General features: G+C 69.9%; 10 protein-coding genes and 1 pseudogene. 6 read left to right on the forward strand and 5 right to left on the reverse strand.

The features are described 5' to 3' along the window. Positions 1 to 3 precede the first annotated feature (3 nt). The 5 genes from ABZ948_RS29605 to ABZ948_RS29625 all read right to left on the reverse strand — a co-directional run bounded on the left by ABZ948_RS29605 (position 4) and on the right by ABZ948_RS29625 (position 7,428). Positions 4 to 2,349 (reverse strand): glycoside hydrolase family 3 N-terminal domain-containing protein, encoded by a 2,346-nt coding sequence (locus ABZ948_RS29605; protein WP_359764585.1) that lies wholly within the window; start codon positions 2,347 to 2,349, stop codon positions 4 to 6. 124 nt (positions 2,350 to 2,473) lie between these two features. Continuing rightward, positions 2,474 to 3,304: a carbohydrate ABC transporter permease gene (locus ABZ948_RS29610; RefSeq protein WP_359764587.1), complete on the reverse strand. Its 831-nt coding sequence runs from the start codon at positions 3,302 to 3,304 to the stop codon at positions 2,474 to 2,476. After that, entirely contained in the window at positions 3,301 to 4,152 is an 852-nt protein-coding gene (locus ABZ948_RS29615) for a carbohydrate ABC transporter permease (protein ID WP_359764602.1), read from the reverse strand. The genes ABZ948_RS29610 and ABZ948_RS29615 overlap by 4 nt, the downstream gene beginning before the upstream one ends. 95 nt (positions 4,153 to 4,247) lie before the next feature. Next, the gene (locus ABZ948_RS29620; protein ID WP_359764589.1) at positions 4,248 to 5,594 is read right to left on the reverse strand and encodes an extracellular solute-binding protein; all 1,347 of its coding nucleotides are present in this window, start codon (positions 5,592 to 5,594) and stop codon (positions 4,248 to 4,250) included. A 406-nt stretch (positions 5,595 to 6,000) separates the two neighbouring features. Beyond that, the gene (locus ABZ948_RS29625; RefSeq protein WP_359764591.1) at positions 6,001 to 7,428 is read right to left on the reverse strand and encodes an RICIN domain-containing protein; all 1,428 of its coding nucleotides are present in this window, start codon (positions 7,426 to 7,428) and stop codon (positions 6,001 to 6,003) included. 531 nt (positions 7,429 to 7,959) lie between these two features. Here ABZ948_RS29625 and ABZ948_RS29630 point away from each other — a divergent pair. The 6 genes and pseudogenes from ABZ948_RS29630 to ABZ948_RS29655 all read left to right on the forward strand — a co-directional run. Beyond that, the gene (locus tag ABZ948_RS29630) at positions 7,960 to 10,173 is read left to right on the forward strand and encodes a helix-turn-helix transcriptional regulator (RefSeq protein ID WP_359764594.1); all 2,214 of its coding nucleotides are present in this window, start codon (positions 7,960 to 7,962) and stop codon (positions 10,171 to 10,173) included. Between the two features lie 437 nt (positions 10,174 to 10,610). Beyond that, entirely contained in the window at positions 10,611 to 11,357 is a 747-nt protein-coding gene (locus ABZ948_RS29635; RefSeq protein WP_351336132.1) for an IclR family transcriptional regulator, read from the forward strand. Positions 11,358 to 11,477: 120 nt separating this feature from the next. Further along, positions 11,478 to 12,611 (forward strand): N-methyl-L-tryptophan oxidase, encoded by a 1,134-nt coding sequence (gene solA / locus ABZ948_RS29640; protein ID WP_359764597.1) that lies wholly within the window; start codon positions 11,478 to 11,480, stop codon positions 12,609 to 12,611. Positions 12,612 to 12,663: 52 nt separating this feature from the next. Beyond that, positions 12,664 to 13,800: an N-methyl-L-tryptophan oxidase gene (gene solA, locus ABZ948_RS29645; RefSeq protein ID WP_359764598.1), complete on the forward strand. Its 1,137-nt coding sequence runs from the start codon at positions 12,664 to 12,666 to the stop codon at positions 13,798 to 13,800. Between the two features lie 12 nt (positions 13,801 to 13,812). Beyond that, the gene (locus ABZ948_RS29650) at positions 13,813 to 14,784 is read left to right on the forward strand and encodes a succinylglutamate desuccinylase/aspartoacylase family protein (RefSeq protein WP_359764600.1); all 972 of its coding nucleotides are present in this window, start codon (positions 13,813 to 13,815) and stop codon (positions 14,782 to 14,784) included. A gap of 182 nt (positions 14,785 to 14,966) precedes the next feature. Beyond that, positions 14,967 to 15,698: pseudogene (locus tag ABZ948_RS29655) on the forward strand (extracellular solute-binding protein); the annotation flags it as partial. Between the last annotated feature and the right edge of the window lie 190 nt (positions 15,699 to 15,888).

Below are 15,888 nucleotides of genomic sequence, written 5' to 3' on the forward strand. Positions count from 1 at the left end.
CGGTCAGTCCCGCTCGACGCTCACCGGCACACCGTGCTGCCGTACGGCCGTCAGATCCCGCACAACGCCGACGAGTTCCACCTTCGCCTCGGCCGGAGTGTCCCCGCTGGACGAACCGGCGTACAGCAGGATCTCGCCCGGCTCGACGATCCGATGGCCCTCAAGGCCGGTGAAGGCCAGGCGGTCGGTGTGGACGTCGAAGCGGACGGTCGCCTGCTCGCCGGGCTCCAACTCCACCTTGGCGAACGCCAGCAGCGCCCGCACCGGGCGGGTGACCTGGGCGACCGGGTCGGTGAAGTACAGCTGGACCGTCTCCGCGCCGGGCACCTCGCCGGTGTTCCGCACCCTGACACTCACACCGAACCGCCCGTCGGTCGGCACCTGTTGGCCGTCGACGGTCAGGTGGCCGATCTCGAACGTCGTGTACGACAGCCCGTGCCCGAAGGGGAAGGCGGGCGTCGGGTCGAGGTTGGACAGCCAGCTCTGCCGGTCGCCGAGCGGCGGGTGGAGGTACGTGTACGGCTGCCCGGCGGGCGAGGTGGGGATCTGCACGGGCAGCTTGCCGCTGAAGTTCGCGGCGCCGGAGAGGAGTTCGGCGGCCGCCCGGCCGCCCTCCTCGCCCGGCAGGAAGACCTGCACCATGGCCGCCGCGGCCTGCGCGAACCGCCCCACGGCGTACGGCCGGCCGCTGTTGACGACGAGGACGACGGGCCTGCCGGTGGCGAGAACCGCCTCGACCAGCTCCTCCTGCACGCCCGGCAGCCGAAGGTCCTCCACGTCGCAGCCCTCGCCGGAGGTGCCGATGCCGAACATGCCGGGCTTGTCGCCGACGACCAGGACGGTCAGGTCGGCGGCGGCGCTCGCCCGGGCGGCGGCCGGGATGCCGGAGCGGTCCTCCTCTCGGATCGGACAGCCCGGCATGAACTCCCATTCCACCCCCGGCAGTTCGGCGGCGAGCGCGGTCTGCAGCGACACGGCCTCGACGCCGTTGCCCAGGTCGTCGCGGTCGGAGAGGACGTGGTTGGGGAAGCTGTAGCAGCCGAACATGGTGCGGACGTCGTCGGCGCACGGGCCGATCAGGGCGATCCGGCCGCGGGACGGCAGCGGCAGGACGCCGTTGTTGGACAGCAGGACGGCGCTCGACCGCGCCACGGCATGGGCGAGTTCGCGGTTTTCCGGCTTGTCCAGATCGAGGGCACCGGCGCGCAGGGCGGGCGGCTCGGGGTCCCAGTCGGGGTCCAGCAGCCCGAGCGCCACCTTCTGCCGCAGCACCCGGCGCACCGCCCGGTCGACATCGGCCTCGTCGGCCTCTCCTCTGCGCACGGCGTCGACCAGCGCCGCGCCGAAGCCGCGCTGGTCCGGCAGTTCGACGTCCAGGCCGGCCGTCAGCGCGAGCGCCCCGGCGGCGGGCAGGTCGGCCGCGATCCGGTGGGCGTTCACCAGGAACGGCAGCGACCAGTAGTCGGAGACGACGGTGCCCTCGAAACCCCACTGCTCGCGCAGCACCCCGGTCAGCAGCCACCGGCTCGCGGCCGGGGCCTCGCCGTCGATCTCGGCGTAACTGTTCATGACGGACCCCACCCCGGCGGCCACCAGCCGCTCGAACGGCGGCAGGATCACGTCGTACAGCTCTCGGCGGCCGATGTGGGCGGGCGCGTGGTTGCGGCCGCCCATGGACACGGAGTAGCCCGCGAAGTGCTTCAGGGTGGCGTACACCCCGGCGCTCTGCACGCCGAGGACGTACGCCTCGCCCATCTCGCCGACCAGGAACGGGTCCTCGCCGAAGGTCTCCTCGCAGCGGCCCCACCGGTAGTCACGGATGACGTCGACGACGGGGGCGAGGCCCTGGTGGACCCCGGCCGCGGCCATGTCGGCGCCGATCGCCGCGCCGACCCGGCGGATCAGGGCCGGGTCGAAGGTGGCCGCCATGCCCAGCGAGGTCGGGTAGATGGTGGCGCCGTAGGCGGTGAAGCCGGTCAGGCACTCGTCGTGCGCCATGGCGGGGATGCGGAACCTGCTCTGCGCCATGATCTGCCGCTGCCGCTCGGCCAGCAGCCGGGCGTGCTCCAGGGCGGGCCGGGGCACGGTGCCGTAGGGGCGGGTGAGCTGGCCGAGGCCGTGGCGGGCGGTGACGTCGAGGTCGCCGACGCGGTCGAAGAGGCTGGTGCCGGGCGCCACGTCCGGGCCCGCCGGTTCGACGTCCTCCCAGGTGCTGGTCAGCTGAGCGACCTTCTCCTGAAGGGTGAGGCGGTCCAGCAGCGCCTCGACGCGTTCGTCCGCCGGGAGGCCGGGGTCGGCCCACGGGTCTGCCGAGGTGAGGCCGACGGGGTCCGGGGTGGTGGTCGTCATGCACGACTCCTCGTGGGATTGCTCGGGCGTGGGAGTGCTTCGGAGGGCATGCCGAGGAAGGCCGGCGCGCCCAGGGCACCGGCTGACTCCTCGGATGAAATGCCGTTGGTCGGGGCGGAATGTGCTACTTGGAGAAGCCTGCGGTCAGTCCGGCGACCAGTTGCCGCCTGGCGAGGACGAACACCACCAGCATGGGAAGGGTGGACAGGACGACCGCGGCCATGGTCGCGGGGACGTCGATGCCGAACTGGCCCCGGAACAGCGTCAGGGCGAGCGGCAGCACCGCCTTGTCCTGACTCTGGGTGAGGATCAGCGGGAAGAGGAAGCCGTTCCACACCTGCAGGCCGTCGTACACCGCGACCGTCACGAGTGCGGGGCGGGCCATCGGCGCCGCCAGCGAGACCAGCATCCGCCAGTCGCCGGCGCCGTCCACGACCATCGCCTCGAACAGCGACTGGGGCACGTCCCGCAGGAAGCTGACCAGGATCATCACCGTGACCGGCAGCGCGAACGCCGCCGAGGGCAACACGATCGCGGCCAGACTGTCGTACATGTGCATGCGGATGATCAGCAGGTACACCGGGATGATCACCGCTTGCAGCGGGATCGCCAGGCCCAGCAGGTACAGCCGGAACGACAGCCGGGACCAGGGATTGGCGTACCGGACGATCGAGAACGCGGCCATCAGCGCGGCGACGACCGTGACCGCGACGGTCGCCACGGTGACGACGACGCTGTTGAGAAGGTAGGTCGTGAAGTCACTGGCGAGGACGGTCGTGTAGTTGGCCAGGGTCGGGTGGCCGGGCGGGGCGAGCGGGCTCTCGGCAGTGAAGTCGGTACGGCCGCGCAGGCTGGTCACCACCAGCCAGTACACGGGGACGACGACCAGCGCGGTCCACAGCAGCGCGGCCCCGCCGGTGACGGTGCGGCGCAGGGTCGCGACGGCGGTACTCACATGCCCTCCTGCTGGCTGTCCATCCGGGTGAAGCCGGACAGGCGGGTGGTCAGCAGCGACAGCCCGAGGCCGAACACCACCAGCAGCGTGGCGATCGCGCTGGCCCGGCCCATGTCGTGGGCCTGGAACCCCGTGATGTACATGGCCAGCGGCAGCACCCGCGTCGCCGTACCGGGGCCGCCCGTGCCGCCCGACAGGACGAAGATCAGGTCGAAGTAGGTCAGCGAGCCCACCAGCATCAGCGTGCTCGACGTGACGAACGTGTACTTCAGCTGCGGCAGGGTGATCCGCAGGAAACGGGTCACGGGTCCGGCGCCGTCGATCGCGGCGGCCTCGTACAGCGAGACCGGGATCTGCCGGAGCCCGGCCTGGTAGAGCAGGGCGTGGAACGGTACGAACTGCCAAGCGATCACGAAGATCACCGTGTAGAGCGCCAGGTCGGGCGAGCCGAGCAGCGGCCGCGCCAGCCAGTGCAGCCCGGGAGTGACGCCGATGCCGAAGGACGGGTCGAGCAGCGCTTGCCAGGTCAGGCCGATCGCCACCGCCGACAGCAGCAGCGGCAGAAACCACAGCACGGCGAAGAACGCGCGCAGCCGTCCCCGGGGCGCCTGGAAGACACCGAGCGCCAGGGCGAGCGGCGTCTGGAGCAGCCAGCTGACCAGCATCACCTTGAGGGTCAGCCACAGCGCCTGCCAGGTGGCGCCGTCGCTCAGCACCCCCGCCCAGTTCGCGAAGCCTGCCCAGCCGAGGGAGCCGAGCCCGTCCCAGCGGGCGAGGCTCAGCGCCAGCACTCCGACCAGCGGGACCAGGCCGAACAGGCCGAACAGGAGCAAGGCCGGCGCGGCCATCAGCAGGCCGCCGAAGCGGCGGCGACCGGGACGGGCCGTGCCCGGCCGCGCCTTGGCGGGCGCGACCGGACGCGGCGTACGGACCACGACGGCCATTACTTCGCCGCCTCACTCATGTTCGTACCGAACGCCTCGGGCCTGATCTGCCGCAGGAACGACTTGTCCACGTTGGTGAGCAGCGGATCGGCCTGGTCGGAGGGCAGGGCCTGGTCCCAGGAGAGCTGGAAGCCCGGCGCGTTCTGCACCAGGCCGTAGACGAAGGTCAGCCACCCCTTGTCGGACGACTTGACCGCCGCCAGCTTCGGCTCCAGGCCGTTCACCGGGGGCACGCTGCCCGCCGCGAGGTAGGCGTCGATCTGGGAGCTGTTCATGACGTAGTTCTTCAGGTACGTGAGTGCGGCCTGCTTGTTCTTGCCGGCCGCGTTCAGCGACAGGAAGTTCGAGGGATTACCGACGATGTTCTTCGGGTCGCCCTTGCCGCCGGGCAGCGACGGGAAGGTGACATAGCCGAGGTCCTTCTTCGCGAAGTCCGGCGCGGCCTTGACCAGGTTGGCGTACTCCCAGGTGCCCATCAGCTCCATGCCGGCCTTGCCGGTGTAGAGCAGGGCCGTGGAGGCGCCCTGGTCGTAGTTCACGGACGAGGCGTTGTCGCCGAAGGCACCCGCCTTCGCGAGCTCCTGCAGGCGGGCGTTGGCCTGGGTGACCGCCGGCTCCTTCCATGCCGTGCCGTCACCCGAGGCGATCTTCTCGAAGACCTGCGAGCCGCCCACGCGGTCCAGCAGGTACTCCAGGTACATCAGCGTCGGCCACTTCGAGTTCGCCGCGAGGGAGATCGGGGTGACGCCGTCGGCCTTCAGCTTCTTCACGGCCGCGAGCAGGTCCTCGTACGTCTTCGGCGGCTCGACACCCGCGTCCTTCAGGACCTTCTTGTTGTAGAAGAGGACGACCGGGGCCAGACCGTTGGCGGGCACGCCGTAGACCTTGCCGCCGAAGGTGGCGCTCTTCAGCACGCTGGGCGTGAACCGCTTGGTGTCCACCTGAGCGTCCGTGAGGGCGTCGACCTTGCCCGCCTTGACGTAGTCGTTCAGGGCGCCGCCGCCCCAGTTGAAGAACAGATCGGGGGCCTGGTTCGCGCCGAAGGCCACGCGCAGTTTCTGCTTGTAGTCGTCGTTGGCGAACAGCCTCAGGGTGATCTTCTGGTCCGGGTGGTCCTTGTTGTAGGCGTCCACGGACTGCTTGAGGATCGTCTGGTCCGTCAGCGCCCACATCGTCAGGCCCTTCGACGACGCGCCCCCGGCCGAACCGGCCGGCCCGGACGTCCCGCACGCGGCGAGGCCCAGGGCCACCGCCAGGGTGACCGCGGCGGCCGCCGCGCGTCGCGTTCCCGGACGTCCGACGGTACGGGAACTGCCTGAATTTCCGAGGACCGGGAATCCGTGCATGCTCTGCCTCTCTTCTCTCGGCATGCCGTATTTCATGCGCCAGGCAGATAGGCGCTCGCACGAAATGCTTTCGGATGCCTTCACCGCGGACGGCCTGCCTGCTGGAGCGGGACACTGACACGGCATTCACGGCCGGGACAAGGAGGTGAAATCGCTCGGTTACGAAACTCTTTCGGAAGGTGCGACGTCATGTGCTGCCTGTAGTCACCGGCGCGGGTCAGGCTCAGTGCCTCGGAGCCGGCCCGATCCGGAGGACAGGGCTCAGGTCCAGTTCTTCGCGGAGCGCCCCCGCTTGGTCTCCGAGCGCTACTTCTTCTCGCGCAGCTGGCGCTCGCCGCCGCGCACCAGGGCAAATGAGGGGGTGGCCCGCCGGACGTCCGCAGGCCACCCCGGTGTGGTGGCGGAATCAGCTCGCGCGTTTGAACTGCTGGTTGGTGCCGGTCCCGCAGGTCCACTGGATGAGCTTGGCGCCGTCGGCGGTGGAGGCGCCCTCGATGTCCAGGCACTTGCCGCTCAGCCGGGAGACGAGGCGGACGTAGCCGTCGCCGGCGTCCTGGAGCTGCCACTGCTGGTTGGTCCCGGTGGTGCAGGGCCACTGGATGATCTTGTTGCCATTGGCGGTGGAGTTGTCGGCCACGTCCATGCACTTCCCGCTGTGCCGGGCCATGAGCTGGACGTATCCGCTGCCCATGTCCTTGAACCAGAACGCCTGGTTCATGCCGCCGTTACAGGTGTACTGGGTGAACTGGACGCCGTCGTCCAGCGACTTGCTGGGCATGTCGATGCACTTGCCGCTGTGGCGGGCGGTGAGGGTCTCCCACGGGCCGCCGACACCATCTACCTTGCCGGTGGCGGTGTCGACGGTGATCTGCGGGTACCAGTCCATGGTCATGGTGGTATTGGTGGGGAACTCAAGCGGCAGCCATACGTACTTGGACGCGTTGACGTTCTGGCCGAAGGAATTGCCCCAGCGGTCACCCATGTAGAGGTACTCGGTGCCCGCGGTGCCCTGGACCGGCAGGACGAACGTGGTCTGGGAACCGTACGCGGTGGAGTCACCGACGTTCTGCAGGGCGCTCCATGTGCCGGTGATGCTGGTGGCGGTGGCGTACTTCTGCTGGTTCGGGTTCCAGCCGGTGGCGCCGGAAGTGAGCAGGAAGTAGACGCCGTTGCGCTTGAACATCGCGGGGGCCTCCCGCAGCTGCCCCTGCCACAGCAGCTGTACGCGGCTGTCGACGTTGAGATAGTCGGGGGTCAGGCGGTAGATGTGCAGGTCCCGGTTCTCGTTGGCGGCGGAGATCATGTAGCCGGTGCCGTCGTCGTCGACGTAGGCGGTGATGTCGCGGGACATGTAGCCCAGGGGGCGGAAGCTGCCCCGGTAATCGTAGTCGCCGTCGACGGTGTCCGAGACGGCGACGGCGGCACGGGCCTGGGTGTAGTCGGTGGCCAGTTCCTTGTGCATCCACATCACGAACTTGCCGGTGGCCGCGTTGTATATGACCTTGGGCCGCTCGATGTTGGCGGACGCCAGCTCCGGGTCGGATGCCTGGGTCAGAACGTGGCGTCTGAATTCCCAGGTCTTGAGGTCGGTCGAGCGGTAGGCCGACACATATCTGAAGGAATTGTCCTCGTTGCGGTTCTCACCGAACCAGTAGTAATAGGACCCGACCTTGATCACGCCGCCGCCGTGGGCGTGCACGATGGCACCGGTGGTGTCGGTGAACTGGGTTCCGTTCGGGATGCTGACGGTCGCCGCGTGGGCGGTGCTCGTCAGGAGGGCCTGCGGCAGGAGAGCCGCCAGCGCGGCGAGAACAAGGAGCCAGACGCGGCGCATGGGGTGTTACCTCCACTTCGGCGCCCGGCCGCGTGACGGAATCAACAATCGTCATCAGGACCGAGCAAAAGTTGGCCAAATCCAACACTTTGGCACATGAGACGCCTGATGGGAGTTGCCTGTCAATGGGGTGAACATGGCCGATTCCATGCGCTGCTCCGCACTGGTGCGTGCTCCTCTGCCCAGTGCTGCCGCTCCGCGGCGAGGGCTGTGTAGACGCGGGATCCGCCCGCGAGGGGAGGGGGCGGTGACATCGACAGTGCTCAGAGGTTCCATTTGAGCCTGTTCTTCTATAGACATATGTCCTGGTCTGCGGCCTGGACATGTTCACCGTGGTGACAGCTGGGCCGGGCAGGCGTTGGCGGGCCACGACGCGGTCCGTCGAACGGGTGCGGCGTCTGTGCCGGCCCCTGGGCCGTGTCTGTCTTCCCGCTTCGGAGGAAAGAGTTGGGTGGCGATGTGACAGGTCGGATCACCGCCACTGGCGGGCTGCCTGTGCCGTTCACGACGTTCGTGGGACGGCGGCACGAGGTGGCCGAAACTCGTAGCCTGTTGGGCTCGGCACGGCTGCTGACCCTGACCGGGGTGGGCGGCGTGGGCAAGACGCGGCTGGCGCTCGAGGTGGCTGCGGCGTCCAGCAAGCTCTTCACGGGCGGGGTGTGGCTGGTGGATCTGGCCGCGGTCGGAGATCCGTCGGAGGTCGGGGGCGCGCTCGCGCGGGCGCTCGGGATACCGGAGTCGGGCGCCAGGCCGGTGGTCGCCCAGGTGATCGGGTATTTGTCCGGGCGCCGGGCACTGCTGGTGCTGGACAACTGCGAGCATGTAGCCGATGCCTGTGCGGAGCTGGCGCAGGCGCTGCTGTCCTCGGGTCCGGACGTGCACGTCGTCGCGACCAGTAGGCAGACGCTAAGCCTGACCGGTGAGCACATCCTCGCCGTGCCTCCCCTGCCGCAGGAGGAGGCGGTCGAACTGCTGCGGCAGCGGACCATTGCCGTGCGCCCGGACTTTCAGGTCACCGACACCAACCGGGCGGCCGTGAATCGCCTGTGCGACGACCTCGACGGGGTGCCGCTGGCGATCGAGCTGGTCGCGTCGCGGCTGCGCACCCTCACGGTCGACGACGTGGCAGAGCGGCTGGCCGACCGGTTCGCGCTGCTGACCGGCGGCAGCCGGACCGCCCTGCCGCGTCAGCGCACGCTGCGGGCGACGGTCGACTGGAGCTGGGACCTGTGCACTCCCGACGAGCGGCTGCTGTGGAGCCGGCTGTCGGTCTTCTCAGGAGGCTTCACCCTGTCCGCCGCCGAAGGCGTCTGCGAGGGCGAAGGAATAGGCCCGGGCGCGGTGCTGGACCTGCTGGACCGGCTGATCGCTCAGTCCGTGGTCCTGCCCACCGAGACGGAGGGGCAGACTCGCTACCGGATGCTGGAGACCATCCGGCAGTACGGGCGGGAGCGGCTCGCGGAATCCGGAGAGGAGGAGCGGCTGCTGCTGCGTCACCGCGACTTCTTCCTCGCTTTCGCACAGCGCATCGACAGCCGCTGGCTGGGTCCGGGCCAGGCGGAAGCCCTGGCCCGACTGCGCGCCGAGCACGCGAACCTGCTCGCGGCCCTGGAGTGCGATGCGGATCCTCAGGTGAGGCTCGCGCTGGTGTCGGCCCTCCGCTTCTACTGGTGGGCCGGCGGCCTCCTCGCCGAGGGGAGACGCCAGTACGACCGTGCGCTCGCAGCGGCGCCCGAGCCCACCGCCGTCCGCGCGCGGGCCCTGCCGAAGGCCGCCTGGGTGGCGCTCCTGCAGGGCGACCTCGCGGTGGCCGACAGTCGGCTGGACGAGGCCGAGACACTGGTCAGCCGGTTCGACGAGCCGATGGTCCGCGTCGAGATCGAGGGCTTTCGCGGCGTGGGAGCGCAGTACCGGGGGCAGCTTCGGCAGGGCCTGGCCGGTTTCGAGGGTGCCGTGGCCGGCTGCCGGGCCCTGGGCGACGACCGCGCGGCGACGGCGTGGATGCTCGGCCTGGCTCAGCTTCAGGCCTATCTCATAGATCCCCGGGCGGTGAAGACGGGCAGTGCGGCGGTCGCCGCCGCTGAGGCGCAGGGAGAGTGCTGGAATCGCGCGCAGACCCTGAAGGCGCTCGGCTACGAGGCGTGGACGCGCGGTGACCTCGATGCCGCCGTGGCACTGATGCATACCGCACTCGAATGCCTGCGGGGCCTCGACGACCATGTGGCGGTCGGGCTGACGCTGGAGCATCTCGCCTGGGCGACCGCCTCCGGCGGAGAGCACCTGCGGGCCGCACGGCTGCTGGGGGCCGCCGGCGCTCTGTGGCGCGGTGCCGGCACAGCACTCCACGCTTTCGATCCCCAGATGGCCGACGACCACAGGAGGTGCGAGGAACAGGTCGTCGAGGCTTTGGGGCGGCCCGTGTACGCCGACGCGCTCGCCGAGGGGGCCGACTTCGACACTCCTGCCAAGGCCATCGAGTACACCCTGGACTCCGGCACCGAGCCCGTCGGCGACGCCGTACGGGCCGCCGCCGAGCACTCGCTCACCCGCCGCGAGAGGGAAGTGGCGGCCCTGGTGGCCCAGGGGATGAGCAACAAGCAGATCGCCGTCGCCATCGGACGTTCCCCGCGTACGGCCGAGTACCACATCAAGAACGTGCTGGCGAAGCTCGACTTCGAGAGCCGGTCCCAGATCGCTGCCTGGTGGACGGCCAACTCGGGGTCGACCCCCGTAGAACTCTCGTAGTCGCGTCGCAGGGGCCTTGCAGCGGCCCGGTGGAGGCCCGCAGCAGTCCCTGGGGGCCGGTGGCGCGCCCGGCGTGAGCCACCCGGAGCCCGGTGGTGGGCTCGCGGTGGCCTGGTGGAGGCCGGGCCGGACCCCGTAGCCGCTCGGCAGGAACCTCGTAGTCGCCCGCCGACAACCCAGTGGCTCCCCCTGCGAACCTCGTAGAAATACGAGTAGTGCCAACCGGGCTCCATGCCGATGCTTTGTGGCGTGACATTCATCCAGTTGTCGCGAGACGTTCCTACTGCGGCCCTCGGGCCTCAGTCGGGAAATGCGTCGCTGCCGCTCTTGAATTCTGCGGTAACGGGCCCGGTGCGCCCGGACAGGGTGTCTGCCCGAAGGAATTCAATCGATGTGCGTATGGATCTCAGCGAAATCGACGGGGGCAGCAAATGGAAATGAAGAGCGTGACCCGGTCGCTGCGGATCCTCGAGGCGGTGGCGCATCACCAGCCGGTGACGGTGGGGGAGCTCACCAAACTGTTCGGGCTCCCCAAGTCGACGGTGCAACGCTCGTTGGCCACTCTGAACGAGGCGGGGTGGCTACGGGCGAACCGCAAGGACACGACGCGCTGGGAGATCGGCGCCCGAGCCCTGGTCGTCCGGCCGGCGGCGCTCCAGGGGTCGAGTCTGTGCGCGGCCGCGCGGGAGCCGATGATCCGGCTGCGGGACGCCGTGAACGAGACCATCCACCTGTCGGTGCCGGACGGGCTGCGGTACATGGTGGTCGTGGACAGGGTGGACTGCACGCACGCGGTCCGGACCTTCCACGCCATCGGCGACACGTCGCCGATGCACGCCACCGCCACCGGCCGTGCCGTCCTCGCACACCTGTCGCAGGAGGACGTGGACGAGACCGTCGAACACGGGCTGGAACGCTTCGGTGAGGCCACACCGGTCGATCCGGAACAGTTGCGTGCCGAGCTGGTGCGGGTGCGGGCCGACGGCTATTCGGTCAACCGCAACCAGTACCTGCCGGAGGTGTGCGCCGTGGCCGCGCCGATCCTCGACGAGGACGGCACACCGCTCGCGACGGTCGCCGTCTCGATGCCCAGCACGCGCTACGACGCGGAACGCCTCCCCGAACTGGGGCGGTTGGTCGCTGACACGGCCCGGGAGATCGCCGACTCCCACGCCAGGTACTAGGGGGCTTCCGCACCCCCTGGCAGAAGTGATCCTCGGGCCACGGCTGCCCTATGCCGTGGAACCCCACAGTCCGTATGGCCGGGCGCCCAGCATCCTCGCCCGGAAACGAAAGGAAGACCCGTGTCCGCCAAGAAGCGCGTCGCCGTCATCGGCGTCGGAACGATGGGCAGCCAGGCCGCTTGGCGGCTGGCGGTCCGGGGCGCCGAAGTCGTCGCCTACGACCGGTTCGCGCCCGGTCATGACCGCAGTGCCGCCGGCGGCGAGACGCGCATCTTCCGCAGCGCGCACTTCGAGGACTCCCGGTACGTCCCGCTGCTCAGGCACGCCGACGCCCTGTGGGGACAGCTCCAGCAGGAGACCGGCCGTGAGCTGCGCCGTCTGACCGGATGCCTGCTGATGGGGCCGACCGGGCACCACCAGATGGCGACCGTCCTGCAGTCCATCGCCGAGCACGGTCTCGACCACGAGGTGCTCGACCGCGAGGCGATGGCCAAGCGCTTCCCGCAGTACCGGCTGGAGGACGGGGACGCCGCCGTGCTCGACCGTCGCGCCGGCTTCATCCGGCCCGAACTGACCGTCCAGACCGCGGCCCGCCGGGCAGAACAACTGGGCGCCCGCATCCACCGCTACACACCGGTCCGGGAGATGACCCCCGTCGGGAGCGGTGTGGAGATCCGCACCGATTCCGGAAGCGAGCGCTTCGACGCAGCCGTCGTCACCGTCGGACCCTGGGTGAACGACCTGCTCCCGGACCTGCCGTGGGAGGTGGACATCCGGCGCCTGATCAGCGCCTGGTACGTGCCCACCACCGACGCCTGGTTCGGCGAGGAGCGCCCCGCGTTCATCCGTACCTCCCCCACGCACTGCTACGGACTGCCCTCCCCGGACGGCGTCTCTGTCAAGATCGGGCTCAACAAGGAGCTGCACAGCCCGGCGGACGACCCGAACGCGCTGGACCGCACCGTCCGTCCGGAGGAGCTGGAGGTCTTCACCGAACTGGTCCGCCGCCACCTGCCGGATCTGCACCCGGACCCCACCCGGCTGTCTGTCTACATGGAGGGCTACACCGAGAGCAGTCGCCCGCTGGTCGGCCCGCTGCCCGGCGCCGAGAACGTCGTCCTGCTCGCCGGCTTCTCCGGTCACGGATTCAAGCTCTCGCCCGCCTTCGGCGACATAGCCGCCGACCTGGCGCTGGACGGCACCTCGCCCCGGCCCATCGACTTCGTCTCCACCGTCGGCCGCACCGCGGCCTGACGCCCCCCGACCACCAATCGGCACATCCGGCACATCCGGCAAGGAGAACCACATGGCCACGAGGAAACGTGTCGCCGTCGTCGGTACGGGCACGGTGGGCAGCCAGGCCGCTTGGCGGCTGGCGGCCCGGGGCGCCGAAGTCGTCGCCTACGACCGGTTCGCCCCCGGCCATGACCGCGGTGCCGCCGGCGGCGAGACCCGGGTCTTCCGCAGTGTGCAGACCGACGACAGCCGTTACGTGCCGCTCGTCCGGCACGCCGACGCCCTCTGGCAGCAGTTGCAGGCGGAGACCGGCAGGGAGCTGCGCAAGCTGACGGGATGCCTGTTCATGGGGCCGGCCGACGACCCCGACATGCGCACCGTCATGGACGTCATCGCCGAGCACGGACTCGACCACGAGGTGATCGACGCCGACGCGATGGCCAAGCGTTTCCCCCAGTTCCGGGTCGACGACGGTGACCTGACGGTCCTAGATCCCCGCGCGGGCTTCGTCCGCCCCGAGCTGACCGTCCAGACCGCGGCCCGCCGTGCCGAGGAGCTGGGTGCCCGGATCCGCCGCTACACCCCGGTGCGGGAGGTCCGTCCCGTGGCCGGGGGAGGCGTGGAGATCCGCACGGACACCGACACCGAGCGCTTCGACGCCGCGGTCGTCTCACCGGGGCCGTGGGTGGGTGACCTGCTTCCGGACCTGCCGTGGCAGGTGAGCGTCCACCGTGCGATCAGCGCCTGGTTCCTGCCCGACGGCGACCACCCGGCCGTCGAGGAGCGCCCGGGCTTCCTGCGCAGGGGCGCTCACCACTTCTACGGGCTCCCGTCCCCGGACGGCCTCTCCGTCAAGCTCGGCCTGCCCCAGGCCCATCACCAGCCCGTGGACGACCCGAACCGGCTGGAGAGGACCGTCGCCCCCGACGAACTGGAGACCTTCACCGAGATCGTGCGCCGCTATCTGCCCGGCCTGAACCCCGACCCGGTGCGGCTCTCCGTCTTCATGGAGGGCTACACCGGCAGCACCCGCCCGCTGGTCGGCCCCCTGCCCGGCTGCGACGACATCGTCCTGCTGGCCGGATTCTCCGGCCAGGGCTTCAAAGTCTCGCCCGCCATGGGCGACATCGCCGCGGACCTCGCCATGGAGGGCCGCACCGACCAGCCGATCGACTTCATCAGCACGCTCGGCCGCGCCACCGCCTGAATGAGGAACGACATGACACTCACCATCGGCCCGCTCAGCGCTGAGCCGGGCCGCAAGACCCGGGGCACCGTCCCGGTGGACCTCGGCTCCACGGCCGTGGGCATTCCCCTGATCCTCGTCAACGGCGCCCGCCCCGGACCCCGTGTGGTGCTGACCGGCGGCGTGCACGGCGGCGAGTTCGTCGGCACCGATGCCGCCGCACGCCTCGGCGGACTCCTGGAGCCGGAGGAGATCACCGGCCAGGTGGTCATCTGTCCGGTCGCCAACCCCCCGGCCGTGTACGACGGCCGCCTGGGCAAGTCCCCGCTGGACGACGTCAACATCAACCGCGTCTTCCCCGGCGACCCCGCAGGAGGGCCCACCGAGCGGCTGGCGGCCTGGCTGTTCGAGAAGGTGATCAGCGGCGCCGACGCCTACGCGGACCTGCACAGTGGCGGCATCGACGAGACCCTGCTCGACTTCGTCGGCTACCGCCTGACCTCGGACGAGGAACTGGATGCCAGGACACAGGCCATGGCCCACGCCGTCGGCTACGAACGCGTGCTGCTGGGCCGCACCGCCCAGGGCGGCAACAGCCACGCCGCGGCCGCACGCCAGGGCATCCCCGCCATCCTGATCGAGACCGGTCAGCTCGGTGACCGGGATCCCGAGCAAACGCGGACCCTGCTCGACGGGCTGTACCGGCTGCTGCACCATCTCGGCGTCGTCGAGAAGCCCCAGCACGTCGCGGCGGTGACCGTCCAGCCGCGTGAGTGGGTCTGGACCGGCCACGTCGCCTCCCCGGCCACCGGCCTGTGGTACCCGGACGCGGCCACCGGCGACGAGGTGACCGAGGGTCAGACCATCGGCCGCGTCATCGACCCGGCTGACGGCAGCGAACACAAGGTCGCCGCCAACGCCACGGGCAAGATCCTCTACGGCATGAACGGACTCACCGTAGCCGCGGGAGCGGAACTCGCCGCTATCGCGATGCCGCACGACTGACCGGCGCCCTCACGCCCCGCCGCACGACTGACGGGCCCCCACGCCCCGCCGCACGACTGACCGGCCCTCACGTCCCGCCGGCATCCCACACCCCCCCTCCTGACGCTCCCTCCGCCTCTTCCCCTCCCCGCACAACCCGTCCCCACGCGTCAACACACAGGAGATTTGTCATGAATGATCCCATGATCGGTCGCAGATCGCTCCTCCGCGGAGCCGGCGGTCTCGCCGCTCTCGCCGCTCTGCCCTCCCTCTCCGCCTGTGGCACCGGCACCAGCCGCGCCGCGTCCGGCGGCAAGGGCGGCAGCAAGACGGTCATCGTCCGCGACAGCGGCGGTGCCTTCGGCGAGGCCCTGCAGAAGGCGGTCTACACGCCGTTCACCAAGGAGACCGGCATCAGCGTCCAGGTCACCAACCTTCAGGGCACCCAGATGCTGGCCCAGATCAAACAGGGCCGCCCCCAGTTCGACCTCATCAACAACTCGATGATGGACCACGCCAAGTTCGTGGGGCAGGACGCACTGGAAACGCTGGACCTCGACCGGATCAAGAGCCTGAAGAGCGCGAAGCTCCCCGAGCACCTGGTCACCGACCATTCCGTCGCGGCCAGTTTCTACGCCCAGTGCATGGCGTACCGCACCGACGCCTTCGGGGGCAAGAAGCCTCAGTCGTGGGCGGACTTCTGGGACACCAAGGCGTTCAAGGGCGCCCGCTCGATGTGCAACCCCGAAGCCGACCTGCCCGAGCTGGAGTTCGCACTCCTGGCCGACGGCGTCCCCATGGACAAGCTGTACCCGCTCGATGTGGACCGTGCCTTCAAGGTGCTGACCGAGCTGCGGTCCGACATCAAGAAGTTCTGGGACAGCGGCCCGCTCCCCGGAATGCTCCTCAGCCGCCAGGAAGTGACGATGTCCACCGTCTGGCACGGCCGGCTCGCCGACCTGCTGAAGCAGGGCGTACCCGTCGCGGCCCAGCTCAACGGCGCTCGCCGCCAGTACCAGGGCTTCGGCATCGCCGGCTCTCCCCCGCCGACACCGAGATCACCGTCGTCAACGCCGTGCCCGACTTCGTTGAGCGGATGCGGCTCCACCAGGTCGCGAGCGGCCA

Source organism: Streptomyces olindensis (assembly GCF_040645895.1).
Taxonomy (GTDB): domain Bacteria; phylum Actinomycetota; class Actinomycetes; order Streptomycetales; family Streptomycetaceae; genus Streptomyces; species Streptomyces olindensis.

What these genes read in the sequence shown, in the direction of transcription:
- ABZ948_RS29625 (WP_359764591.1), bottom strand. Translation starts at nt 7,428, where the DNA reads ATGCGCCGCGTCTGGCTCCTTGTTCTCGCCGCGCTGGCGGCTCTCCTG.
- ABZ948_RS29620 (WP_359764589.1), bottom strand. Translation starts at nt 5,594, where the DNA reads ATGCACGGATTCCCGGTCCTCGGAAATTCAGGCAGTTCCCGTACCGTC.
- ABZ948_RS29650 (WP_359764600.1), top strand. Translation starts at nt 13,813, where the DNA reads ATGACACTCACCATCGGCCCGCTCAGCGCTGAGCCGGGCCGCAAGACC.
- ABZ948_RS29605 (WP_359764585.1), bottom strand. Translation starts at nt 2,349, where the DNA reads ATGACGACCACCACCCCGGACCCCGTCGGCCTCACCTCGGCAGACCCG.
- ABZ948_RS29615 (WP_359764602.1), bottom strand. Translation starts at nt 4,152, where the DNA reads ATGGCCGCGCCGGCCTTGCTCCTGTTCGGCCTGTTCGGCCTGGTCCCG.
- solA (WP_359764598.1), top strand. Translation starts at nt 12,664, where the DNA reads ATGGCCACGAGGAAACGTGTCGCCGTCGTCGGTACGGGCACGGTGGGC.
- ABZ948_RS29635 (WP_351336132.1), top strand. Translation starts at nt 10,611, where the DNA reads ATGAAGAGCGTGACCCGGTCGCTGCGGATCCTCGAGGCGGTGGCGCAT.